Origin of the sequence: Oribacterium sp. oral taxon 108 str. F0425 (assembly GCF_000214455.1) — a bacterium.
GTDB lineage: Bacteria > Bacillota > Clostridia > Lachnospirales > Lachnospiraceae > Oribacterium > Oribacterium asaccharolyticum.
The window spans coordinates 505,097-526,904 of sequence record NZ_AFIH01000001.1 but is presented as its reverse complement, the minus strand read 5'-3'; the positions used below and the strand labels follow the sequence as shown (position 1 = coordinate 526,904).

At 44.4% G+C, this 21,808-nt stretch carries 26 protein-coding genes; 2 read left to right on the top strand and 24 right to left on the bottom strand.

Features of this window, described 5'->3' with window-relative positions:
• Positions 1 to 84: 84 nt before the first annotated feature.
• The 5 genes from HMPREF9124_RS02720 to HMPREF9124_RS02700 all read right to left on the bottom strand — a co-directional run bounded on the left by HMPREF9124_RS02720 (position 85) and on the right by HMPREF9124_RS02700 (position 5,696).
• Entirely contained in the window at positions 85 to 549 is a 465-nt protein-coding gene (locus HMPREF9124_RS02720) for a divergent PAP2 family protein (RefSeq protein ID WP_009428245.1), read from the bottom strand.
• 13 nt (positions 550 to 562) lie between these two features.
• The gene (gene glgA / locus HMPREF9124_RS02715) at positions 563 to 2,011 is read right to left on the bottom strand and encodes a glycogen synthase GlgA (RefSeq protein WP_009427971.1); all 1,449 of its coding nucleotides are present in this window, start codon (positions 2,009 to 2,011) and stop codon (positions 563 to 565) included.
• Positions 2,012 to 2,055: 44 nt separating this feature from the next.
• Positions 2,056 to 3,714: a DNA repair protein RecN gene (gene recN / locus HMPREF9124_RS02710; protein ID WP_009428417.1), complete on the bottom strand. Its 1,659-nt coding sequence runs from the start codon at positions 3,712 to 3,714 to the stop codon at positions 2,056 to 2,058.
• Between the two features lie 21 nt (positions 3,715 to 3,735).
• Positions 3,736 to 4,551, bottom strand: coding sequence for an NAD(+)/NADH kinase (locus tag HMPREF9124_RS02705; RefSeq protein WP_009428407.1), 816 nt, complete (start codon positions 4,549 to 4,551; stop codon positions 3,736 to 3,738).
• A 236-nt stretch (positions 4,552 to 4,787) separates the two neighbouring features.
• The gene (locus HMPREF9124_RS02700; RefSeq protein ID WP_009429982.1) at positions 4,788 to 5,696 is read right to left on the bottom strand and encodes a Spy0128 family protein; all 909 of its coding nucleotides are present in this window, start codon (positions 5,694 to 5,696) and stop codon (positions 4,788 to 4,790) included.
• 265 nt (positions 5,697 to 5,961) lie between these two features.
• Between HMPREF9124_RS02700 and HMPREF9124_RS02695 the strand changes: the two genes are divergently transcribed.
• Complete coding sequence (locus HMPREF9124_RS02695) at positions 5,962 to 8,124, top strand: Tex family protein (RefSeq protein ID WP_009429358.1); 2,163 nt, start codon at positions 5,962 to 5,964, stop codon at positions 8,122 to 8,124.
• A gap of 195 nt (positions 8,125 to 8,319) precedes the next feature.
• Here HMPREF9124_RS02695 and HMPREF9124_RS02690 read toward each other — a convergent pair whose 3' ends face one another.
• Positions 8,320 to 10,050, bottom strand: a complete 1,731-nt coding sequence (locus HMPREF9124_RS02690; RefSeq protein WP_009428148.1) for an ABC-F family ATP-binding cassette domain-containing protein — start codon at positions 10,048 to 10,050, stop codon at positions 8,320 to 8,322.
• Positions 10,051 to 10,202: 152 nt separating this feature from the next.
• Here HMPREF9124_RS02690 and HMPREF9124_RS02685 point away from each other — a divergent pair, with 152 nt between their 5' ends.
• Positions 10,203 to 10,373, top strand: coding sequence for a DUF362 domain-containing protein (locus HMPREF9124_RS02685; RefSeq protein ID WP_007156965.1), 171 nt, complete (start codon positions 10,203 to 10,205; stop codon positions 10,371 to 10,373).
• 132 nt (positions 10,374 to 10,505) lie between these two features.
• Here HMPREF9124_RS02685 and HMPREF9124_RS02680 read toward each other — a convergent pair whose 3' ends face one another.
• From HMPREF9124_RS02680 to rplF, 18 genes are all read right to left on the bottom strand, one after another.
• Positions 10,506 to 10,736, bottom strand: coding sequence for a hypothetical protein (locus tag HMPREF9124_RS02680; RefSeq protein WP_009429860.1), 231 nt, complete (start codon positions 10,734 to 10,736; stop codon positions 10,506 to 10,508).
• 154 nt (positions 10,737 to 10,890) lie between these two features.
• Positions 10,891 to 11,637, bottom strand: a complete 747-nt coding sequence (locus HMPREF9124_RS02675; protein ID WP_009429211.1) for an SseB family protein — start codon at positions 11,635 to 11,637, stop codon at positions 10,891 to 10,893.
• Between the two features lie 54 nt (positions 11,638 to 11,691).
• Positions 11,692 to 12,972 (bottom strand): N-acetylmuramoyl-L-alanine amidase family protein, encoded by a 1,281-nt coding sequence (locus tag HMPREF9124_RS02670; protein ID WP_009428983.1) that lies wholly within the window; start codon positions 12,970 to 12,972, stop codon positions 11,692 to 11,694.
• A gap of 199 nt (positions 12,973 to 13,171) precedes the next feature.
• The gene (locus HMPREF9124_RS02665; protein WP_009428214.1) at positions 13,172 to 13,708 is read right to left on the bottom strand and encodes a bL17 family ribosomal protein; all 537 of its coding nucleotides are present in this window, start codon (positions 13,706 to 13,708) and stop codon (positions 13,172 to 13,174) included.
• A gap of 58 nt (positions 13,709 to 13,766) precedes the next feature.
• Complete coding sequence (locus HMPREF9124_RS02660; RefSeq protein WP_009428081.1) at positions 13,767 to 14,711, bottom strand: DNA-directed RNA polymerase subunit alpha; 945 nt, start codon at positions 14,709 to 14,711, stop codon at positions 13,767 to 13,769.
• 24 nt (positions 14,712 to 14,735) lie between these two features.
• Positions 14,736 to 15,329, bottom strand: a complete 594-nt coding sequence (gene rpsD, locus HMPREF9124_RS02655; protein WP_009428679.1) for a 30S ribosomal protein S4 — start codon at positions 15,327 to 15,329, stop codon at positions 14,736 to 14,738.
• Between the two features lie 205 nt (positions 15,330 to 15,534).
• A complete protein-coding gene (gene rpsK, locus HMPREF9124_RS02650; protein WP_009429169.1) occupies positions 15,535 to 15,930 on the bottom strand; it encodes a 30S ribosomal protein S11 in 396 nt (131 codons plus the stop codon).
• A gap of 79 nt (positions 15,931 to 16,009) precedes the next feature.
• Positions 16,010 to 16,378: a 30S ribosomal protein S13 gene (gene rpsM / locus HMPREF9124_RS02645; protein ID WP_009427890.1), complete on the bottom strand. Its 369-nt coding sequence runs from the start codon at positions 16,376 to 16,378 to the stop codon at positions 16,010 to 16,012.
• A 19-nt stretch (positions 16,379 to 16,397) separates the two neighbouring features.
• The gene (gene rpmJ, locus HMPREF9124_RS11630; protein ID WP_003022746.1) at positions 16,398 to 16,511 is read right to left on the bottom strand and encodes a 50S ribosomal protein L36; all 114 of its coding nucleotides are present in this window, start codon (positions 16,509 to 16,511) and stop codon (positions 16,398 to 16,400) included.
• 86 nt (positions 16,512 to 16,597) lie between these two features.
• The gene (gene infA, locus HMPREF9124_RS02640; protein ID WP_009428414.1) at positions 16,598 to 16,816 is read right to left on the bottom strand and encodes a translation initiation factor IF-1; all 219 of its coding nucleotides are present in this window, start codon (positions 16,814 to 16,816) and stop codon (positions 16,598 to 16,600) included.
• A 7-nt stretch (positions 16,817 to 16,823) separates the two neighbouring features.
• Entirely contained in the window at positions 16,824 to 17,579 is a 756-nt protein-coding gene (gene map / locus HMPREF9124_RS02635) for a type I methionyl aminopeptidase (RefSeq protein WP_009428979.1), read from the bottom strand.
• Between the two features lie 18 nt (positions 17,580 to 17,597).
• Complete coding sequence (locus HMPREF9124_RS02630) at positions 17,598 to 18,248, bottom strand: adenylate kinase (protein WP_009429513.1); 651 nt, start codon at positions 18,246 to 18,248, stop codon at positions 17,598 to 17,600.
• Positions 18,249 to 18,338: 90 nt separating this feature from the next.
• Complete coding sequence (gene secY, locus HMPREF9124_RS02625; RefSeq protein WP_009429790.1) at positions 18,339 to 19,679, bottom strand: preprotein translocase subunit SecY; 1,341 nt, start codon at positions 19,677 to 19,679, stop codon at positions 18,339 to 18,341.
• A complete protein-coding gene (gene rplO / locus HMPREF9124_RS02620; RefSeq protein WP_009428950.1) occupies positions 19,679 to 20,122 on the bottom strand; it encodes a 50S ribosomal protein L15 in 444 nt (147 codons plus the stop codon). The genes secY and rplO overlap by 1 nt, the downstream gene beginning before the upstream one ends.
• Before the next feature lie 11 nt (positions 20,123 to 20,133).
• Positions 20,134 to 20,316: a 50S ribosomal protein L30 gene (rpmD, locus tag HMPREF9124_RS02615; protein ID WP_009428035.1), complete on the bottom strand. Its 183-nt coding sequence runs from the start codon at positions 20,314 to 20,316 to the stop codon at positions 20,134 to 20,136.
• Positions 20,317 to 20,328: 12 nt separating this feature from the next.
• Complete coding sequence (rpsE, locus tag HMPREF9124_RS02610) at positions 20,329 to 20,838, bottom strand: 30S ribosomal protein S5 (protein WP_009429890.1); 510 nt, start codon at positions 20,836 to 20,838, stop codon at positions 20,329 to 20,331.
• Positions 20,839 to 20,859: 21 nt separating this feature from the next.
• Positions 20,860 to 21,222: a 50S ribosomal protein L18 gene (rplR, locus tag HMPREF9124_RS02605; protein ID WP_009429132.1), complete on the bottom strand. Its 363-nt coding sequence runs from the start codon at positions 21,220 to 21,222 to the stop codon at positions 20,860 to 20,862.
• A 15-nt stretch (positions 21,223 to 21,237) separates the two neighbouring features.
• Positions 21,238 to 21,777, bottom strand: coding sequence for a 50S ribosomal protein L6 (gene rplF, locus HMPREF9124_RS02600; RefSeq protein WP_009428638.1), 540 nt, complete (start codon positions 21,775 to 21,777; stop codon positions 21,238 to 21,240).
• Between the last annotated feature and the right edge of the window lie 31 nt (positions 21,778 to 21,808).

The following is a 21,808-nucleotide window of genomic DNA, read 5'->3' as shown; positions in this document are numbered from 1 at the left end:
TCTCCTCTTCGCTTTTTCCGCTTTCCTTCTTTTGCTTAAAGCAGACTGTATAAGCAAATGTCTTATCTCTTTTCAACATCCGTGTCAAATCATAATAAGACCGTAAACATAGGCCATAATCACCGCAATAAGAATGCCGAGAATAGCTCCCATCAAGACTTGAAATGGGCTGTGTCCGACATACTCCTTCAGTTTCTTCTCAAACTCTTTTCCCGTCCAGGAAAAGGGATTATCCAAAAGCAAACGATTTAAAATGACAGCCTGTTTTCCGGTTTCTCTGCGAACGCCTGTTGCATCATACATCACGACAATGGCAAAAATCAGAGCTATCGCAAAAAGGGTACTATCCACTCCATAGGATATTCCGGTTGCAATAGCCAGAGATACTACCGTTGAGGAGTGGCTGGAGGGCATACCGCCCGACCCTGTCATTCTTTCCCAATTAATGCCCTTATTAAAATAAGCGTCTATTGCCGTTTTAATGACCTGGGCAACAAACCAGGCCAAGACTGCCGACATGAGCGGATAATTGGACAAAAGCTGTTCCATAAAAAAATGCATCCTAGTTCCTTTCCACCAGCCAATCATAGAGCTCCTGATATTGCAGGGCTGAGCTCTTCCAGGAAAAATCTTTCTTCATGGCTCGATTGATAATTCCTCTCCAGGAACGTTTATCATCATAGTAAATTCTCTCTGCATAACGAATGCTTGCCATCATCTCATGTGCATTATAGTTTGCAAAGGAAAATCCTGTTCCCTTTTTTTCATATTCATTATAAGGCTCTACCGTATCCCGCAAGCCGCCTGTTTCCCGGACAATGGGAATCGTACCGTAACGGAGTGAAATCAACTGAGACAGACCGCAGGGCTCAAACAAGGAAGGCATCAGGAAAGCATCACTTCCCGCATAGATGCGGTGACTGATTTCTTCCGAATAATAAATTTGTGCGGAAACTCTGTCCGGGTATTTCCAAGCAAAATAGCGGAAGAGATTCTCATAGTGATCCTCTCCTGTCCCCAAAATAACAAACTGTACGGCGTCCTGACAAAGTTCATCAAAGACTCGCTCGATCAAATCCAGCCCCTTCTGGTCTGTCAACCTGGATATGATGGAAATCAACATCGTATCTTCCGATACGGAAAGACCCAGACTCTCCTGTAGGGCGGTCTTATTCTTTGCCTTTTCTTTATGGACACTGACCTTATCGTAAGGGTACGGTAAATAGGGATCTCTCTTCGGATTCCAGATATCGTAGTCAATGCCGTTTACGATGCCGCGCAAATCTCTGTCTCGTGCCTGCAGAAGCCCTTCCAGACCTTCTCCGTAGAACGCCGTCTGAATTTCTTTGGCATAGGTCTTACTCACCGTCGTAATGGCGTCCGCATAGACAAGGCCTCCCTTTAGGAGGTTTCCGTCCTTCTTGTATTCCAACTTATCCGGCGTAAAATAATAGTCGGAAAGCTCTGTAAAGCGTTGTATCGTCTTTCTGTCCCAGGTCCCCTGAAAGCGAAGATTATGAATGGTAAACACGGAACGAATCGAACGGAAAAACTCCCCCCCTGCAAAACGGTCCTTTAAAAGAACCGGCACGAGACCGGTCTGCCAGTCATGACAATGAATCACATCCGGATGAAAGTCAAGGAGCGGTAAGGCGGAAAGTGCCGCATAGGAGAAAAAGCAGAACTTTTCCAGATCCCAATACCAGTTTCCATAAGGTCTGTTTCCGGAGAAATAGTATTCATTGTCAATAAAATAATAGAGAATTCCATCCACTTCTTTCTTCAGTACCCCTACATAACGGGACTGTCCGAGATAATCCATATAGAAATGAGTGACATACTCTAAATTATAACGGTCCTCTTCCCGCATACACATGTACTTGGGAATCATAATTCTAGCATCAAAATAAGCCTTGTCAATGCTTCTGGGAAGTGACCCCACAACGTCCGCCAAGCCTCCTGTTTTAATAAAAGGTACCGCTTCCGATGCTAAAAATAAAATATTTTTCATCCTCTTCTCCTTACCCTTTTTCTGTCTGCATTTCTGACAAAAAATCACTTCTTTTCTTTCGCCTTGGCCTTCAAGCTCCTTGCATTCTGCAGTGCCGCCTCCGTAAGTTCTTCTCCGCCAAGAAGCCTCGCGAGCTCCTTTACCGATGCCTCTTCATTCAGTGCATGAATCTCGGTCTTGGTTTTCCCTTCCTGCACATTCTTCTCTATGAGAAAATGCCTGTCCGCCTTTGCCGCAATTTGGGGGAGGTGCGTAATTAAGATTACCTGATGGTTCTTTGCAATTTTCTCCAGTTTCTCTCCCACCTTCTCCGCCGTTCTCCCGGAAATTCCCGTATCAATTTCATCGAAAATCAAGGTAGGAACGGCATCCGTATCAGCCAATACCGTCTTTATGGACAGCATAATACGAGAAAGCTCACCGCCTGATCCCACCTCTCGCAAAGGGCGCAAGGGTTCTCCCGGATTTAAGCTGACATAAGACTCCACCTCGTCCAAACCCTTCTCCGAAATCTCCCTTTTCTTTTCAAAGCGAAATGTAAAACGGGTATCGAGGAAGCCCAGCTCCTGCATCTCCTGCTGAATGCGCTCCTCCAGTTCCTTCGCCGTTTTTTGTCTTTCTAAGGAGAGCTTTTCCGCCTTCTCCCTAAGCTCCTCCTCGCTCCGGGCCAAAGCCTCCTCCATAAGTGCTTTCTCTTTTTCATAATCCGTCAAGAAACGCAGCCTCTCTTCCTTTTTGGAAAGTGCTTCCAAGGCCTTTTCTTCCGTTCCCCCGTATTTCATCATGAGGCTTCGAATGGTATCCAGTCTTTCTCCCAAAAGGAAGAATTTCTCCTCATCCATTTCGCTGTGATCCAAATAATGCTCTACCGCTCTTAAGCAATCTTCTCCGACAGCCTCCAGTTCATACGCCGTATCCAGAACATTCTTTAAGCTTTCGTCAAAAGTCACAGCCTCTTCCAGATTCTTCACCGGACCGTGAAAATCCCGATCCGCCAACTCTTCCTGTACCCTTAAGAGAAGAGACTTTAAGCGATCCCTATTTTCATAGACTGCATAGTCCTTACTTAACTGCTCCTCCTCTCCCGGTTTCAAGTTGGCAGAGGAAAGTTCTTCCAGCTCAAACTGCAAAAAATCCAACTCTCTCTTTCTTTCCTCTTCCGGAAGAGAGTAGGCTTCCACCTTTTTCTTCTTCTCCCGGTAGTTTTCATAAGCCTCTTTTACTTCCGAAAGAATCCGTCCTCCTCTTCTTGTCATAAAGCTGTCCAAAATCGCAAGATGTGCCCCTTCTTTCAGAAGGCTGTGATGCTCATGCTGCCCATGCAAATCCAGAAGTTCTCCGCTGATTTCCCGAAGCTTTGCAAGCGTTACAGACAAATCATTTACACGATTTTCCGATTTTTTCTCGGAAATCTTCCTTCGGATAATCAGACTTCCTTCTTCTATTTCCAGATCTTCCTCCAGCTCTTTCAGTTCAGCTTCTTTCTCTTCTCCCAAAGAAAAGGAAAGTTCGATCAGCGCCTGCTCGCTTCCGTGGCGAATCATATCCTTGTTGGCTTTTTGTCCCAGGGCAAGCTGAATGGAGCCGAGCAGTATGGACTTTCCGGCTCCTGTTTCACCTGTCAATATATTCAGACCGGGTCCAAATTCGACAACAGACTTTTCAATCAGTGCCAAATCTTTTACCATCAGTCGATCAAGCATGGCTTTCCTTTCTATACGCTCTTAGACTAAGGACATCTTCTCCCGAAGCGTATGCAAAAAACTCTCTCTTGAAAACTTAACCAGTACCGTTTCCTCTTCCGCCTTTTCAATAATCACTTTATCTCCGGAAAGCAGCTCAAAGGGTTCCTCCCCGTCAAATGAGAGAACCTGGTCTCCCTTTTCCATTACAATCTCAAGCACTCTCCGATCATCCAAAACCACGGCTCTAGCGTTCAAGCTATGCGCACAAATCGGATTCATGATATAGACCTTTGCCTCCGGAGAAATGATAGGTCCCCCCGCAGAAAGATTATAGGCCGTAGAACCGGTGGGTGTGGAAATAATGATACCGTCCGAGGAATAATGAACCATTTCCATTCCGTCACAAAAAACTTGAAAATGATGAATGCTAACCCCCCTTACCCTGGAAATGAGCAACTCGTTTAACGCCAGTTTGGAAAAAATTTCCCTGCCTCCCCGTATCACCCTCCCGAGAAGCATGGAACGGCGATCCTCAACATAATCTCCGGCTAAAAGTCTTTTTAAAGCCTCATCAATTTCTCTTCTCTTCCGAATCTCTGTAAGATAGCCGAGGTGTCCTGCATTAATCCCCAAAATAGGCACCCTCATTCCGCGAAGTACTCCGGCGGTATGCAGAATCGTGCCGTCTCCCCCCAGGGTGATGATACAATCTATTTCATTAAAATCGTTTCTTTGAAAATCTTTATTCAAAAACAATTGCGGATGAACGCCCAAGTCTTCCAGTCTTTCAACAATTACCTTTTGAAAACTCTCCGCATCCTCTTTACTTTGATTCACAATGAGCGCCAGATTCATCTGATAAAACCTCTTTAAGTATAGCATTCTTCGGATAAAAAACCATTTACAACACATTCTCTATTCTACACGAGAAATTGTCTCTTGCCTATACTCCTTAATCGGATATGCTTTAATCCGGAACTTAAAAAAGTCGCTCCTTCATTCTGCATCCCTTACGCTCTTTCGAGCATGCATAATCAAAAAGCGACTTCTTTTCTCTTCCCGATTCTTTCTCTCCTTAAACAGCCTATTTTTCAGGATGTCCTGAACCAAGAAGCGGAAAAAGCTTTATTTTTCTTTTTTCTCGAATCCTTCGTGCCTGTATCTTTGCCTCCTGCGTAACGCACTCGATAGAGCCAGAGAATCACATTCCCTGTTGCTAAAGCTGTGGACAGTGCATAAAGGGCCATCCTGCTGCCTTCCCCCTTTAGCTTTCTTCTTGCAATTCTAAGATACATGGCAGACTTGTTTAAAAATGCACCCAAGGGTTTCTCTTCGTCGCCCCCTCCTCTTTTTGCCGTTCGGTTAAGGACTCCCTTCCGCGCATCTGTTTGTGCAGGCTTTTGCGGAAGAAAATTGACTTTTCCGCCCTCCTCTTTTTGATAAGAATTCACAAAGGAAAGCTCCGTTACTTTCTCTTCTTCCCCGGTTTTCTTTCCGGTAACGACTGCGTATAAATAGGGATGGACCACATTTCCGTAGCGGTCAATATTTGCCCTCAAAACTTCTATTTCCAAATTATACTCCGTATCATCATAAGAAAAACCTTCTTGATTTTGTTTCTCCTGCTTAATACGATAACGATACACGCCTTCTCTTGAAAACTTCATCTTATGAAAATAAAATTTTTCTCTTCCCGCCCCCTTATGAATATCCAGATAAAACGGCTCGGGAAGAGGATTATTGGGACTTTCCACATCTCTTTCCAGATAGACTCTGAAATTGGATTCCGGAACATTCCTCCCAAGGACCTCCAGGCTAAAGGAGATTTCCACCGTAACGGAATTTCCGCAGCCAAAGCTTCCGTCCTGTGCCTCAACTGTCGATAAAAAATTTCCGCTCCTCACAAACATCAGTATCACAAGAAAGAGTACCGCACCGATTCCCTTTATCAGGAATCTGCAAAAATCTTTTCTTTTCCTTTTTTTCACCGTGCAAAACATGATCTTACCCTTCCTTTAACACCCTTTTTTATACTCCTCTATGAATTATTAAAAATAATATCATATTTGTATATCGTCTTCAATTTTTAATTTATAAGAATAGGGATAAGAATTTTTTAATTCATGATAAGGGCCATACACGGAGACCTTATTCTATTGTATAATGGACTTGTTTTTGATTGAAAGCAGCATCCGATTGAAAGCGGTAGCCGGGGAAAACCGCAATCTTCATTCTATGCATGCAAGCCCCCTATAAAGGAGTTATATGAACATTATCCAAAAAATAGCCGAGGATTTATCTCTTAAAAAAATGCAGGTGGAAGCGGCAGTACAGCTTCTGGACGAGGGAAATACCGTTCCCTTTATTGCGCGTTACCGCAAGGAAGCGACGCACGGTTTAAATGATGAAGAGCTTCGTAGTCTCGAAGAGCGTCTGCAATATCTTCGCAACCTGGAAGAGCGTCGGGAAAGCATTTTAAACAGTATTGCCGAACAGGGAAAGCTGACCGACGAGTTAAAAGCGCAGATTGAAGCGGCCGATACCGCCGTGCGTCTGGAAGACCTCTACCTTCCCTATAAGAAGAAGAGACGAACCAGAGGCATGATTGCCAGAGAAAAGGGCTTAGAGGGGCTCGCAGAGGCCATTCTCACCCCCGGTGTAAATCCCGTAAAGGAAGCGGAAAACTATCTTTCCGAAGAAAAAGAGGTGCACAGCGTAGAAGAAGCCTTGAATTACGCTAAGGACATTCTTGCGGAAGAATTTTCCGAAAATGCCTCCTACAGGGAATGGATTCGCAATAAGACCATGGAACTCGGCAGTATTTCCTCCTCCAAAAAGGATGCGGAGGAGAATCCCGATGCAAAGACCTATGAGATGTATTTTGACTATGAGGAAAAGGTGAAAACCATTCCCGGCTACCGTACGCTTGCCATAAATCGTGGAGAGAAAGAAAAAGTGCTTAGCGTAAAGCTGAATTTCCCGCAGGAGGAGATTATAGCTTATCTGGAAAAGCAGGCAGGAAAGGATTTACAGGGAGAGAATCTCAGGCTATTACAGGAAGCTGTGCTGGACAGCTTCAAGAGACTCATTTCTCCCTCTATCGAAACCGAAATTCGAAATATCTTAACCGAAAAGGCGGAGGATGGTGCCATCGCCATTTTCGCAGATAATTTAAAGCAGCTTCTCATGCAGGCGCCCATTGTCGGGAAGGTCGTGCTCGGCTGGGATCCGGGCTTCCGTACCGGCTGTAAAATCGCCGTGGTCGATCCGACCGGAAAGGTACTGGACACGACGGTCATTTACCCTACTCCGCCTAAAAATCAGGTGAAAGAAGCCATGGCGGTCATTCATAAGCTGATTGAAAAACATAAGGTGGATATCATTGCCCTTGGAAACGGCACAGCCTCCCGTGAATCGGAAAAGGTCATCAGCGACTATATTCATGAAACAAAGAGCAAAGTACAGTATGTGATTGTCAATGAAGCCGGCGCCTCCGTCTACTCTGCAAGTAAGCTTGCGACAGAGGAGTTTCCGAACTTTGACACGGGAGAGAGAAGCTCAACCTCCATGGCAAGAAGGCTGCAGGATCCGCTTGCCGAGCTTGTAAAGATTGAGCCCAAGGCCATCGGTGTCGGGCAGTACCAGCACGACATGAATCAGAACAAGCTGGAGGAACAGCTGAACAATACCGTGGAAGACTGCGTAAACCATGTCGGTGTAGATTTAAATACCGCGTCTGCAGCCCTCCTTTCCTATATTTCCGGTATCAACAAGACACTGGCTAAAAATATCGTAGTGTACAGAGAAGAAAACGGCGCTTTTAAGAGTAGAAAAGAACTGTTAAAGGTCGCTAAGCTCGGTCCAAAGGCCTTTGAGCAAAGTGCCGGCTTTCTCCGCATTCGGGAGGGAAAGGAAGTGCTGGACAGAACCTCCGTGCACCCCGAGTCCTATCAGAAAACAAAGGAGCTTCTCGCCCTTCTAAACTTAAATGAAAAAGACATTGCCGAAGGAAAGGGAAAGGATATTGCGAAAATGATTTCCGCCCTTCCCGGAGGAATGAAAGCTTTAGAAGAAAAGCTTGCTATCGGAAGCTTTACCTTAAAAGATATCGTGGAGGCTCTCGCAAAACCGGGTAGAGACCCCCGTGAGGATGTACCCGCTCCCATTTTGCGGAGTGACGTATTAGAACTTTCCGACTTAAAAGAGGGGATGATTCTTGAGGGAACAGTGCGAAATGTCCTGGACTTCGGTGCCTTTGTCGATATCGGCGTGCACCAGGACGGCCTGGTACACATCTCCGCCCTTTCCAAAAAGTTTGTAAAACACCCCCTCGATGTCGTAAAGCTTGGGGATATTGTGAAAGTAAAAATCCTCTCCGTGGATACGGAGAGGAAGAAGATTTCACTCAGTATGAAAGATGCGGAGTAGGAGACTACAGAGTAGAGAATTTAGAGGTAAAAATAGACAGATAAATTTTTAAAAGGATATTGGAATAAGGGGTAATCTGAGCCCGTCAGTACTTGCCGAAAGCAAGTGAAGCGATGCTTGAGGCTTAGTACTGATACGTGGCGAAGTTAGCGAGAGCGTGCCCCTGTTCCAATATCCTTTTAATATGCTTTATTTTTACCCTAAATTCTCGAGCTCCAGCGAACTCTCCTCCCAGATGGCGTATTGTTCTTCCAGCTCTTTATCTATTGCTTCCTGCTCTCTATGGATTTCCATGAGGCGCCCGACATCGGATCCGACTTCTTCCATGGAGGCAGTGAGCTCTTCTTTTCGCTCTTCCAGCTTGGCAATTTTCTCCTCCGCCTTTTGCAGGGCATTCTGCCACTTTCTTCTCTTTGCGGAGAGCTCCTTCTGATTTTCCCAGTCGAGTCTCTTACTCTCCTTTTCTTCCAATCTTTGTGCTTCTTCCGGATCTATCGCTTCCAAAGGCATCTTGTCCTTTTGCAGTGAATCTCCATAGGCACGAACATCTTCCTTCTTTTCAATATAATAGTCGTAATTTCCGATGTAATTATCGAAGCGATTGGAGAAGAGCTCTATAATTCTCGTTGCCGTCTTATTGATAAAATAACGGTCATGGGAAACATAAAGGACGGTTCCCTCATAATTCCGAATTGCCTCCTCCAGGACTTCTTTCCCCTGAATATCCAAGTGGTTCGTCGGCTCGTCCAAAATCAGGAAATTTGCATCGGAAAGCATAAGCTTCGCAAGACTTACCCTGCCCTGTTCTCCTCCGGAAAGATCCTGAATCCGCTTATACACATCGTCTCCCGTAAAAAGGAAGGCAGCCAGAACATTCCGAACTTTTGTATTATTCATATCCGGATAGGTATCCTGAATTTCCTCAAAGAGCGTCTTCTCCATGTGGAGCACGGCATGCTCCTGGTCATAGTAAGCAATCTTCACCTTCGAGCCCAGTCGGAACTCTCCCTCATCCGCCCGGATAAGTCCGTTCAAAATCTTCAGTAAGGTCGTCTTTCCGGTACCGTTGTCCCCGATAAGCGCCACATGTTCCCCTCTTTGCAAAGAAAAAGTCCCGTGGGAAAAAAGTCTCCTTCCGTCATAGCTTTTTCCCAGCTCCTTTGCCATTAAAACATCGTTTCCGGAACTTTCCCTCGGGGAAAAGAGAAGCTTCATCTCATTCTCGAGTTCTTCCGGCTTTTCCAGTCTTTCCACCTTCGAAAGCATCTTCTCTCGGGATTCCGCGCGCTTAATGCTCTTCTCCCGGTTAAATTGCTTCAGCTTCTCAATGACTGCTTCCTGATGCTTGATCTCCGCCTGCTGGTTCTGAAACGCCTTCCACTCGGCTTCCCGGATCTGTCTCTTCTTTTCCGCATAGGCGCTGTAATTTCCCTGGTACATCCTTACTTTGCCTCTCTCCAGGTCAATCACCTTCGTCACAATTTTATCCAAAAAATAACGGTCGTGGGAAACAAGAAGCACTGCTCCGTCATAGCGCTTTAAGACTTTTTCCAGCCACTGAATAGAGCCGATATCCAAGTGGTTTGTCGGCTCGTCCAAAATCAGAAGATCGGGCTTCTCCTGTAAGATCTCCTCCAAGCGTTTCCTTGTCTTCTGCCCTCCGGAAAGGGTATCGTAGTCCTCATTTTCCGCTTCTATATCGGCATGTTGCTGTGCCAGGTAGTCCATTTTCTTCTCTTTGGAAAATGCAATGCTCCCCTCATCTGCCTCCTCAATTCCCAGAATACATCGGAGCAAAGTTGTTTTGCCTGAACCGTTAATTCCGACAATGGCCGCTTTTTCCTTATCTTCCAGATGAAACGATACATCCTTCAGCACAGTCTTTCCTACATATGCTTTACTTAGCATGGATACATTTAAAATCATGCTCTAAGTATACTGGATAGGCTAAGTACAAGCTATTATTTTTTTTGAACATGCCTATTTCTTGTCAATGCAAAGAAAATGCATTAGAATGAAAGGAACTTTACTGGGAGGTAAAGTCATTTGGTCTATTTATTATTTAAGGAGGAACGAATATGGCACACGTAGTTAGTGATGAGTGCGTAAGCTGTGGTGCTTGCGCAGCAGTATGTCCTGTAGAAGCTATCTCTGAAGGTCCAACAAAGTATGTTGTTGATCCGGATACTTGCATCGATTGCGGAGCTTGTGAAGAGCCCTGCCCCACCGGTGCTATCGCTGCAGAATAAGCATAATACGGTAAAAAAAAAGCTGCCCTTTGGAGGGCAGTTTTTTAATGCCTATTTTGCGTTATGCGTGTTAGAGAGGCTTATAGGACAAAATGTGTTGATGGTCAATCCCGGGGTCAAGAACAAATTCCTCTATTCCCCACTAAGTCTTCTTGCGATAATTCTCTCCATCTTTTTGTAAAAAACAGCCTTCTTCCTCCTTCTCTGCCACTCCTTCTCAATCTCATACAGGAAGAAGAGAGAGGTCAGCACAAGTGCAAAACTGATGTATCGTATCTCCGGAAGAATAGACAGAATACCGAATAAAGAAAATACCAGGATAGAGGTAACAAATATTTCAAAAGTTCTCAAATTCATTCTCATAATTTACTCCTTTGTGTAAACGCCTGTTTGCTTTTACACAAAGGATAATAACACAGAACAATTGTTTTGTAAAGTGTTTTTCAGAATATATGTTTTGATAAATAAATTATTTTTTCCCTGTCTATCTCTGCAATAAAATCCGCAGAATATCTTTTTATACTACAAATGGCCTTCTGTAAAACGGCATCCTGTCCTTTATCGCATCTTCCGCAGTCTTTGACCTGTTGGACATTACAGCAAAGGGGATACCCCCGGAAAAATCATTGCCCACAGTGGTAATATTGGCAAAACTGGGCTGAATGCTGCCCTTATGACTGACAATGCACAGATTAAAGCTCTTCCCATCCTGCTTTGCCCCTAAAAGGTAGGCAGCCATGACGTTCAGATCATCCCGCATATATTCGGTAAGGGCTTCTTCCAGCTCCTTCGCATCTCCCAAAGGCTCTGTAAATTCCAAATCCTCTCCCGGTCTTACAGGGACTTCACCCATGAGTTCAGCCTGTTCCACATGGATGCAATTTGCAATAAACTTCCTCCAGAGAATAAAGTTTTCGCTGTTCATATCAATGACAAATCCGGAAATCCTCGGATCATCGAGCGCCATCAAAGCCAACTGGTGAAAGCTGAGAACAGCACTGCCTTCCGTACTGTTAGGCCACTTTTTTACCTTCTCCTGTGAAGTAAACAGGGCATAAAAATGATTTTTATCCTTATCCTCCACTACAGCAAAAACCGGCTTCTTCTCTTCGCCCTCTCCCACTGTACGCATAGGCACATAAAACTCGGCATGATGAATCAGGGCATCGATTAATCTTTCTTCCCAATTCGCACCGCCCTCATTCTGTATTCCATGAATCGCCATAATCAGGCGAGCATTTTTCTTTTCTCTAAAATCGTTCATGAACTCCTCCTTCCGCGCTATTTTAACATAGCTTAGAACGAGACACAAGAAAAGCTACTGCACCCACTGTCCCTGTTCATTGATACGGAAGCTGTCTATCATCGTATTCTTTGCCATAGAACCATTGTTGTGGAAATAGTAATAAACCTGTTTTCCGTTAATTGTCAAAGCTACCCAACCGGTGCGCATCGCGCCTGCAGCATCAAAATAATAGCTTTCCTGTCCGATTTTGAAAATGCCGTTGGAAAGCATCATGCACTGACGGTCTCCGCTGTCCGGTAAGAAATAATACCATACGTTGTCAATAAGCTGCCAACCGGTCTTTGCATCGCCGTTAACCTTATCCAAATAGAACCAGTTTCCATATGCATTCTTAAACCAGCCGGTTTCCATTTCGCCCTGCCCGTTAAAATGATACCATCTGCCATTCCAGTCTATCCATGTATTGATTGCCGGCTGACCGTTCGGGTAACGGAAATACCACTTTCCGTTAATCTGACTCCATCCGATTGTCGCAGGAATTGTCGTATTGTTTTCCGCCTTGTGCTGTCCGAAAATCTGCGTTTCGCTATACTTTCCCTGCCCGTTTGAACGGTTTGTTTCACTGATACTTAAAATATCGGACTCGACTTCGTCAGAAGATTTCCCTGCCTTCTTTTGTACCTCTGTGTAGGGAATGGTCTTTACGGAGAAAGTATATGGTCCTTCTTCCGTCATCCAGGGGTAAAGGTTCAAGCTTAATGCATCGGTTGTAATCTTTACAAGCTGTTTTCCATCTCTAAAAAGCTTTACTTCATAATACCCCGATGTATTGTTTTCCGCAGTCCAGCTTGCTCTTCCAAGACTGTTATTGGACCAAGTCAAATTATCCGGTGAATCATAAGTTCCCGTAATGGGCTTTAATTGGATGATTACTTCCAGTTCCGTGGAGCTGATTCGTCTTGCACTCACAAAAGTTCCGTTTGTCACTCTCACATTGTTTGCCGTATAGGACCCGAAGAACTGATAATTCAATGTATCTCCGTTATTTTTCTCCTTGCTGTCTGCAACAAGGTAGAGCTTTACCTTCGGTTCACTTCCCACTTGTAAATTGTCCGCATTTCCGCTGTTGACCCAGTCTACGGACTCTACATGATATCGGTCTGTAGAGCCTGTTGTAAAATCGGACTCACTGATGTTTCCCAAAGATGATCCGACTTCCAGGTTCCTTAAGTTTTGATCCACTTTGATGCTTACGGTAAGGATATTACTGATACTGTCTTTTGCCATGGCCGGTACAGCAAAAAGAAGTATCATAAAAATCGATAAGATAAATGCCAGTTTTTTTCTTAACATATGCTCCTCCATTCTTAATCTATGCCAAGTATATAGTACTTTTCCGTTCTGAATCAACTTGCTTTTCTCTTACAATCAAATAGCTTATTTGTAACACATAAAATTGTAGCACATAAAAGAAGCTGCGGAAAACCGCAGCTTCTTTTTGCAATCTGTTCATTCGTTTTTTTACAAGTAACTCTGTACTTGTCGGAGCTCTTTATACTAACTCTAAAAGAACTTCCATAGCAGCATCTCCCTTACGAAGACCTACTTTAACAATTCTGGTATATCCACCCTTGCGGTCAACATACTTCGGTGCAATTTCATCGAAAAGCTTCTTAGCGATGTCTACCTTCTTGGTATTCTTCTTTCTGCCTGCCACTGCAGCCGGTCTTTCGGTCGGAACATAGGTTGCCGCCAAAATCTGACGACGAGCCTGCAGACGAGAAGGCTTATCCTTCTGGATGGACTTCTCTACTTCATCGTAAACGGTAACTTTCTTACCGTCTACAACTTCCTTCACTCTCTTTCCGTCAGCATCCTTCTTGGCTACCTTTGCTTTCACGGCAACCATCTCGTAGTTATCCTTCTCTCTAACTGCAAGGGCAATCAGCTTTTCTACCTGCTTACGAACTTCCTTGGCTCTTGCCTCAGTGGTAAATACCTTTCCATAGCGAAGAACATCGGTTGTTAAAGATCTAAGCATAGCCTTTCTCGGTGCTGTAGCTTTTCCTAATTTTCTATACATTGCCATTTTACTTTCTCCTTATCCGTGCTTTTTAGTCTTATCGGGTAAAATTCCGGGTCCGGATCTATTCTTCCGGAGTGGAAAGTCCTAAGTTCAATTCACGAAGCTTTGCAAGCACTTCTTCCAGTGACTTTCTTCCCAGGTTACGAACCTTCATCATGTCCTCCGGTGTCTTGGAAGTTAATTCCGACACGGTATTAATCCCCGCTCTTTTCAAGCAGTTATAAGAACGGACACTCAGCTCCAGTTCATCAATATTCATTTCTAATACTTTGCCCTTATCATCCTCTTCTTTCTCCACCATGAGCTGTGTTTCAGCTCCTTCGGAAGAAAGATTTACGAAGAGATCCAAATGCTGGAAGAGCATCTTAGCCGCAGCGGATACTGCATCCTGAGGAAGCATTCCGCCATCGGTATATACATCCAAAGTCAATTTGTCATAATCTGTCATATTTCCCACACGGGTATTTTCCACAGTCATGTTGACTCTGTCTACAGGTGTATATAATGCATCTAAAAGTGTATATCCCTTCGGATACTTTGATGCCTTTTCCTTTACTGTCCCTACATAGCCCTGTCCCTTGGTGATAACTACACCGATGGAGAGCTTTGCTCCCTTTTCCAGAGTAGCAATATGTAAATCGGGATTGATAAGAACAAATTCCGACTCTGCTTTAAAATCCGAAGCCTTCGCTTCCTCTTTTTCACTGACTTCCAAATGTGCTTCCAACTGCTCCACACCATCCGGAAGGGAAACCACTAGAGACTTTAAGTTGGTTAAAACCTCGCTATAACTTTCCTTTACTCCGGAAATCGTATCTCCTGAAAGTCCTTGAATCTTAATTGCAGAAACCGCAGCCCCGGGCAGAGAGGACAGCATCATTCTCCGCAAAGAATTCCCCAGGGTCGCACCGTAACCTCTTTCCAAAGGTTCACATACAAAACGACCGAAGCGCTTATCCTCTGAAATTTCAAGAATTTCAATGTTTGGTTTTTCAAAATCAAACATGCCGCCTCCTTTTTTAGGCTATCTTTACTTAGAGTACAACTCGACGATTAACATCTCGTTTACCGGAACATCGATTTCTTCTCTGTGCGGTAAATTCTTAATGGTTGCGCTCAGCTTCTCCTCATCCACTTCCAACCAAGCCGGTACCATTCTGCCGCCGGTTACTTCCGTGATGTCCTTATATCTCTGTGCAGTCTTCATGGACTCTTTAATAGCCACAACGTCTCCTGCAGATACAAGGTAAGAAGGAATATTTACAATCTTACCGTTTACGGTAACGTGACGGTGACCTACTACCTGTCTTGCCTCACGTCTTGTTCTAGCCATTCCCATACGGAAAATGACATTGTCCAGTCTACTCTCCAAAAGAACCATCAAGTTCTCACCGGTCTGACCGGGAAGTCTCTCTGCCTTTGCATAGTAGTTACGGAAAGGCTTCTCCAAAACACCGTAGATGAACTTTGCCTTCTGCTTTTCACGAAGCTGAAGACCGTACTCACTCATCTTTCTTCTGGCATTTCTAGCCTGTCTGTTTGATTTCTTGTCGACTCCCAAGAATACAGGGTCAAGTCCAAGTGACCTGCATCTTTTAAGCACAGGAACCTTATCTACTGCCATATTATCCTCCTAAATATCAAGTTCTGTTGCTTAAAAAGCAACATCTCCAAAAATTTGATACGCCCTTTACACCATCGGCTTCTTCGGGCTGACCACATGGTCATACTGTTTTCGTATAATGCTTCCTCCGCTATAGCAGATTTTCTCTTATATAGCAGATTATCTTCTTATAAATATGCCATTTATAGAATGATAGGCAAAGCAATTATACTCTTCTGCGCTTCGGCGGGCGGCATCCGTTGTGGGGAACCGGTGTAACGTCCTTAATGGATGTTACTTCGAGTCCGTTTGCCTGTAAGGCACGAATTGCTGCTTCTCTTCCGGAACCCGGTCCTTTAACCATTACATCCACATACTTTAAGCCATGTACCAAAGCTGCCTTTACAGCAGTTTCAGCAGCCATCTGAGCTGCATATGGAGTAGATTTTCTTGAACCTCTAAATCCCAGACCGCCGGCACTTGCCCAAGAAAGAGCATTTCCCTGTGCATCTGTCAAAGTAACGATTGTGTTATTGAAAGATGATTGGATATGTGCCTGTCCGCGTTCAACGTTTTTCTTTACGCGCTTTTTTGTCACTCTCTTACCAGTTGACTTAGCCATAGTTAAACTAACCTACTTTCCTTTTTCATTTCTTCCTGTAATTAAAACATGAAGATCCTCTTAGTTACTTTTTTAGACCTTACTTCTTCTTGTTAGCAACGGTCTTTCTTGGTCCCTTACGGGTTCTTGCATTGGTCTTGGTCTTCTGACCTCTTACCGGAAGTCCCTTTCTGTGACGGATTCCTCTGTAGCAACCAATTTCCTGCAAACGCTTGATGTTCAGAGCGATTTCTCTACGAAGGTCACCCTCTACCATCTGGTGGTCTGCAATATAGTTGGCAAGATTCTTCACTTCATCGTCTGTCAAGTCCTTCACTCTGGTATCCGGGTTCACACCGGTAGCCTGAAGAATCTTATCAGCGGATGATCTTCCGATTCCATAGATGTAAGTCAAACCGATTTCGATTCGCTTCTCTCTAGGTAAATCCACACCTGCAATACGAGCCATCTTTGTTTCCTCCTGTTAATTAACCTTGTCTCTGCTTATGCTTAGGGTTTTCACAGATAATTCTGATGGAGCCCTTTCGCTTGATTACTTTGCATTTTTCGCAGATCGGTTTTACTGATGATCTTACTTTCATAAGTAAAATTCCCCTTTCCTTTACGAATTTGAACAGAGTTGCCGTATAATTCTAGCAAAACAGTCTATAAATGTAAAGCGAAACCTTTACTTATCTCTCCAGATTATTCTACCCTTGGAAAGGTCATAGGGAGAAAGTTCTATGGTTACCTTATCTCCGGGAAGAATACGAATATAATTCATGCGAAGCTTTCCCGAGATATGGGCAAGTACCTGATGTCCATTTTCCAGTTCAACCTGAAACATGGCATTCGGTAACTTTTCCAGTACTTTTCCTGTAATTTCGATTACATCTGATTTCGACATACTCTGTTTATCCTTTCATTAGACTCAGGATTTCCGGTCCGTTGTCTGTGATTAAAATTGTGTTTTCATAGTGTGCAGTCAGTCTTCCGTCCAAAGGAACCACCGTCCAGTCATTGGAAAGCACTCTTACCTCGGGATTTCCCTCTGTAATCATGGGTTCAATTGCAAGTGTCATTCCTGCCTGCAGTTTAGGTCCTTTTCGCTTCATGCGGTAATTCGGCACTTCCGGATCCATATGCACTTCATGGCCTATGCCATGTCCTACATAATCTCTGACTACTCCGTAGCCTCTGCTCTCCACAAAATCTCCTATGGTTCCGCAGATATCATTTAAATGGTTTTCCGGAACAGCCTGTTCAATCCCTCTGAAAAAAGCTTCCTTTGCGGTTTCAACCAGCCGCTTGGCTTCCGAAGAAATCTCTCCAACGGCCCAGGTTCGCGCGGCATCGGAATGATACCCTTTATAATTTGTACCGATATCGAAGGAAACGATATCTCCCTCTTTCAAAATTCTGTCCTTTGTCGGAATCCCGTGAATGAGTTCTTCATTCACAGAGACGCAACATGCTGCGGGAAAGTCATATAAATGTAGAAAGCTGGGTGTACAGCCGGCCTTTCGGATCAGTCTCTCCGCATAATCGTTCAGCTCTAAAGTACTTTTTCCGGGAGCAACCGCTTCTCCAACTTTTTCGTGAACCTCAGCGAGTACCTTTCCCGCATCCCGCATGAGTTCAATTTCTCGTTTAGACTTAATTTCAATCATGCTTAAACCTTTTCTACCTTATGATCTCTGTCGGATAATCGTCTTTACTTTTTCAAAGACTTTATCCAAGTCTTCCGCCCCGTCTATTTCCTCCAGAATTCCTTCCTTTTTATAATAGGAAATAAGCGGTTCCGTAATTTCATGATAAATTTTCAATCGGTTCTTCACAGTCTCTTCGTTATCGTCTTTTCGCTGGATTAAATCCGCTCCGCAACGATCGCATTTTCCTTCCTCCTTCGGAGGCAATGTCACAATGTGATAAATTGCACCGCAGGCGGGACAGGTTCTTCTTCCGGCCATCCTTTTGATAATGAGTTCATCTGTCGCCTCTACGTCCAAGGCCAAATCAATTTTCTCATTCTTTTTTGCAAGAGCCTCTTTCAGCGCTTCCGCTTGTGGAATGGTTCTCGGAAATCCGTCCAGAATGTAGCCGTTTTTACAATCCTCCTTATGGATTCGTTCCAGAAGCATGGCAATGGTAATGTCATCCGGCACGAGCTCTCCCTTATCCATAAAGCTCTTCGCCTTTTTCCCGAGCTCTGTCTCTTCTTTCAGATTGGCTCTGAAAATATCTCCTGTGGAAATATGCGGCAGCTGATATTCCATTGCGATTCGACTCGCCTGGCTTCCTTTTCCGGCACCGGGAGCACCTAACATAATAATCTTCATCTACAGCCTCTTCCCCTGTGTGAAAAACCACTATGAGCCCCCTTAGCTTACAGCTATTCTATAAAGTCTGCAGCTAAGGAGGCTGATAGATTAATTGTCTAAAAATCCCTTATAATTACGAATGACCATCTGCGAGTCAATTGCCTTCAAGGTCTCCAGAACTACACCTACAATAATGATGAGAGAGGTTCCCGAGAAAGAAATACGGCTCACATTGAACACGCCGGAAATCACAATGGGAACCAGTGCTACAATAGCAAGTCCCGTTGCTCCGATAAAAATGATGTACCGGAGAATTCCGTTTAAATAATCGCTTGTGGGCTTACCCGGACGAATTCCCGGTATGAACCCTCCCTGCTTCTTCATGTTATTTGCCACTTCCAACGGATTAAAAGAAATGGAAGTGTAGAAATAAGCGAAGAAATACAGTAAAGCAATATAAAGTACCAGTCCCAAAGAATAAATCGGTGCATTCGGATTCATCCAAGAGCCGGAATTCAGCGCCATGATAATCTTTCCGATGATTGTTCCGTTATTTACGTGAAGAATCTGTCCGAGTACTACCGGCATGGTCATCAGGGACGAAGCAAAGATAACCGGCATAACGTTTGCCGTATTGACCTTCAGAGGAATCTGGGACTGCTGTCCGCCAACCATTCCCCTTCCCTGTACACGTCTGCTATACTGTACCGGAATTCTTCTTTCCGCATCTTGCAGAACTACCGTAAAGCAAACCATACAGAAAATTGCCGCCGCGATGATAATGCCTGCAACAACCATGGTTGCTACATTATGATTCATTATGAATCGTTCATATAAGGTGATAAAATCCTGCGGTATCGAAGAAAGGATATTGAATAAGAGCACCAGGGAAATACCGTTTCCCACTCCCTTATCCGTCATTCTCTCACCAATCCACATCAGAAGCGCCGATCCTGCAGTCATCGCTACCACGCAGATGACAATGCCTGCCATTTTACGAAGAACACTTCCTTCCGCATATCCGATCAAAAGTCCGGAACCGCCAAAACCTACCGCCATCGCCGTAGACTCTAAAAGAGCAAGGCCGATGGTCACATATCTGGTGTATTCCGTGAGCTTTCTTCTTCCCTCTTCCCCATCCTTCTGCATCTCTTCCAAGGCGGGAATCGCCACAGTCAACAGCTGAATGATGATGGAGGAAGTGATATAGGGGGTAATGGATAATGCAAAAATGCTGAGCTGCTCGAAGGAACCTCCGGTCATGGTATTAAACCAGCCAAAAGCATCGTTTCCGGCCATACTCTTAAATAAATCTCCAAAATATCCCGGATTTACACCCGGGATAGGAAGATTTGAGCCAAAACGAATGACCACAAGCATCAGAAATACGAAAATCAATCGATCTCGTAGATCCTTCACCTTAAATGCATTCCGTATTGTTTGAAGCATTAAATCACCTCACAGGTTCCGCCACAAGCCTCAATCTTTTCTTTTGCACTCTGAGAAAATGCATTTACTTTCACGGTCAGCTTCTTGGTTAACTCTCCGTTTCCAAGAATCTTTACGCCGTCGTTTACTTTACGAACAATTTTCTTCTCCAGTAAGCTCTCCAGAGTAACCTCGTCTCCTGCATTGTAACGATCTTCCAATACGGAAACGTTGATTCCGGTAATTACCTTAGAGTTGGGATCCGTAAATCCTCTCTTCGGAATTCGACGGAAGAGTGGCATCTGACCACCTTCGAATCCAAGTCTCGGTGCCCCGGAACGAGCCTTCTGTCCTTTATGTCCCTTACCTGCCGTCTTACCATTTCCTGAACCGTGGCCTCTGCCGCGACGGAAATTCTGGGAGTGCTTAGAGCCCTCTGCAGGGGATAACTTTGCTAACTCCATATTTCGCCTCCTTAAATCTCTTCCACTTTAACCAAGTGATTGACCTTCTGAATCATTCCCTTGGTAGCGCCGTTGTTGGGAAGCTCAACGGATTGACGAATCTTCTTTAATCCAAGAGCTTGCACAGTTGCCTTCTGCTTAGGGATGGCACCGATTGGAGACTTTACTAAAGTAATTCTTAATTTATCTGCCATGATAACCCTCCCTTAACCTGTAATCTCTGCTACGGTCTTACCGCGAAGAATTGCGAACTGCTCCGGTGTCTTCATGGAAGTAAGACCCTGTAAAGTAGCATAAACCACATTTGTCTTATTATTGGATCCTAAGGATTTTGTACGGATGTTCTTGATTCCTGCGAGCTCGCAGACCATACGTGCCGGACCGCCGGCGATGATTCCGGTTCCTTCCGGAGCCTTCTTCAGAAGAACGGTGGAAGCACCGAACTTTCCGATATAATCATGCGGAACGGACTTATCCTCATTTACAGGTACAGTAACCATATTTCTTACTGCAGCCTCTTTTGCCTTACGGATTGCTTCAGGAACCTCAGTTGCCTTACCGGTTCCGCAACCCACATGGCCGTTCCCGTCTCCTACTACAACAAGAGCGGAGAATCTCATGGTACGACCACCCTTAACAGTCTTCGCTACACGCTTGATAGCTACAACACTGTCGTTTAATTCTAACTGATTTGCGTCAATTTTTTCGCGCTTCATCTTAGTGATTTCTCCTCTCGATTAGAATACAAGTCCGGCTTCTCTTGCAGCGTCTGCAAGGGCCTGAACCTTACCATGGTACAGGAATCCGGCTCTGTCAAAAACAACTTCCTTGATTCCCTTTGCTATAGCCTTCTCGGCAATAGCCTTACCAACAAACTGAGCTGCCTCAATGTTATCGGTAAACTGCAAATTTGCATTCTTATCTAAGGTTGAAGCTGCACATAAAGTGTTTCCTGCAACATCATCAATAAGCTGTGCATACATGTGCTTGTTGGAACGAAAAACTGCAAGACGAGGTCTTTCAGGAGTTCCGGACAAACGGTTTCTGATTCTTGCGTGCTTTTTTTGACGAAGCTCGGCTTTATTTTTCTTACTAACCATTCTACTTTCCTCCTATTATTTCTTACCTGTCTTACCGACTTTACGACGGATAACTTCGGTAGAGTACTTGATTCCCTTGCCCTTATAGGGTTCCGGAGCTCTCTTACCGCGAATCTCTGCAGCGTACTGTCCAACCTTTTCCTTATCGATTCCTCTTACGAAAATAGTATTGGTTCCTTCCAGTACAGTCTCCAGACCTTCCGGATCTTCCATAGTTACAGGGTGAGAATATCCCAAAGTCAAAGTCAAGGTCTTGCCCTGCTTTGCCGCTCTGTATCCTACACCGTTGATTTCCAGCTTCTTCTCGTAACCGTTACTTACACCTTCAACCATGTTGAACAGTAAAGCTCTGGTTAATCCGTGAAGAGACTTCTCTTTCTTATTGTCATTCGGACGAGTAACCACTAAGTGGCCATCCTCTTCCTTAATTGTGATTTCTTTTGCAAAGGTTCTTTCCAAGGTTCCCTTTGGTCCCTTTACCTTTACTACATTGTCCTTAATCTCAACAGTAACACCTGCCGGGATCGCGACCGGTAACTTTCCGATACGTGACATAGTATACTCCTCTCTTAAATTCTCAGTAAAA

Excerpts from the sequence above, each read along its gene's own strand:
- HMPREF9124_RS02720 (WP_009428245.1), bottom strand. The coding sequence starts at position 549 with ATGGAACAGCTTTTGTCCAATTATCCGCTCATGTCGGCAGTCTTGGCC.
- glgA (WP_009427971.1), bottom strand. The coding sequence starts at position 2,011 with ATGAAAAATATTTTATTTTTAGCATCGGAAGCGGTACCTTTTATTAAA.
- recN (WP_009428417.1), bottom strand. The coding sequence starts at position 3,714 with ATGCTTGATCGACTGATGGTAAAAGATTTGGCACTGATTGAAAAGTCT.
- HMPREF9124_RS02705 (WP_009428407.1), bottom strand. The coding sequence starts at position 4,551 with ATGAATCTGGCGCTCATTGTGAATCAAAGTAAAGAGGATGCGGAGAGT.
- HMPREF9124_RS02700 (WP_009429982.1), bottom strand. The coding sequence starts at position 5,696 with ATGTTTTGCACGGTGAAAAAAAGGAAAAGAAAAGATTTTTGCAGATTC.
- HMPREF9124_RS02695 (WP_009429358.1), top strand. The coding sequence starts at position 5,962 with ATGAACATTATCCAAAAAATAGCCGAGGATTTATCTCTTAAAAAAATG.
- HMPREF9124_RS02690 (WP_009428148.1), bottom strand. The coding sequence starts at position 10,050 with ATGATTTTAAATGTATCCATGCTAAGTAAAGCATATGTAGGAAAGACT.
- HMPREF9124_RS02685 (WP_007156965.1), top strand. The coding sequence starts at position 10,203 with ATGGCACACGTAGTTAGTGATGAGTGCGTAAGCTGTGGTGCTTGCGCA.
- HMPREF9124_RS02680 (WP_009429860.1), bottom strand. The coding sequence starts at position 10,736 with ATGAGAATGAATTTGAGAACTTTTGAAATATTTGTTACCTCTATCCTG.
- HMPREF9124_RS02675 (WP_009429211.1), bottom strand. The coding sequence starts at position 11,637 with ATGAACGATTTTAGAGAAAAGAAAAATGCTCGCCTGATTATGGCGATT.
- HMPREF9124_RS02670 (WP_009428983.1), bottom strand. The coding sequence starts at position 12,972 with ATGTTAAGAAAAAAACTGGCATTTATCTTATCGATTTTTATGATACTT.
- HMPREF9124_RS02665 (WP_009428214.1), bottom strand. The coding sequence starts at position 13,708 with ATGGCAATGTATAGAAAATTAGGAAAAGCTACAGCACCGAGAAAGGCT.
- HMPREF9124_RS02660 (WP_009428081.1), bottom strand. The coding sequence starts at position 14,711 with ATGTTTGATTTTGAAAAACCAAACATTGAAATTCTTGAAATTTCAGAG.
- rpsD (WP_009428679.1), bottom strand. The coding sequence starts at position 15,329 with ATGGCAGTAGATAAGGTTCCTGTGCTTAAAAGATGCAGGTCACTTGGA.
- rpsK (WP_009429169.1), bottom strand. The coding sequence starts at position 15,930 with ATGGCTAAGTCAACTGGTAAGAGAGTGACAAAAAAGCGCGTAAAGAAA.
- rpsM (WP_009427890.1), bottom strand. The coding sequence starts at position 16,378 with ATGGCTCGTATTGCAGGTGTGGATTTACCTAGAGAGAAGCGAATCGAA.
- rpmJ (WP_003022746.1), bottom strand. The coding sequence starts at position 16,511 with ATGAAAGTAAGATCATCAGTAAAACCGATCTGCGAAAAATGCAAAGTA.
- infA (WP_009428414.1), bottom strand. The coding sequence starts at position 16,816 with ATGTCGAAATCAGATGTAATCGAAATTACAGGAAAAGTACTGGAAAAG.
- map (WP_009428979.1), bottom strand. The coding sequence starts at position 17,579 with ATGATTGAAATTAAGTCTAAACGAGAAATTGAACTCATGCGGGATGCG.
- HMPREF9124_RS02630 (WP_009429513.1), bottom strand. The coding sequence starts at position 18,248 with ATGAAGATTATTATGTTAGGTGCTCCCGGTGCCGGAAAAGGAAGCCAG.
- secY (WP_009429790.1), bottom strand. The coding sequence starts at position 19,679 with ATGCTTCAAACAATACGGAATGCATTTAAGGTGAAGGATCTACGAGAT.
- rplO (WP_009428950.1), bottom strand. The coding sequence starts at position 20,122 with ATGGAGTTAGCAAAGTTATCCCCTGCAGAGGGCTCTAAGCACTCCCAG.
- rpmD (WP_009428035.1), bottom strand. The coding sequence starts at position 20,316 with ATGGCAGATAAATTAAGAATTACTTTAGTAAAGTCTCCAATCGGTGCC.
- rpsE (WP_009429890.1), bottom strand. The coding sequence starts at position 20,838 with ATGAAGCGCGAAAAAATTGACGCAAATCAGTTAGAATTAAACGACAGT.
- rplR (WP_009429132.1), bottom strand. The coding sequence starts at position 21,222 with ATGGTTAGTAAGAAAAATAAAGCCGAGCTTCGTCAAAAAAAGCACGCA.
- rplF (WP_009428638.1), bottom strand. The coding sequence starts at position 21,777 with ATGTCACGTATCGGAAAGTTACCGGTCGCGATCCCGGCAGGTGTTACT.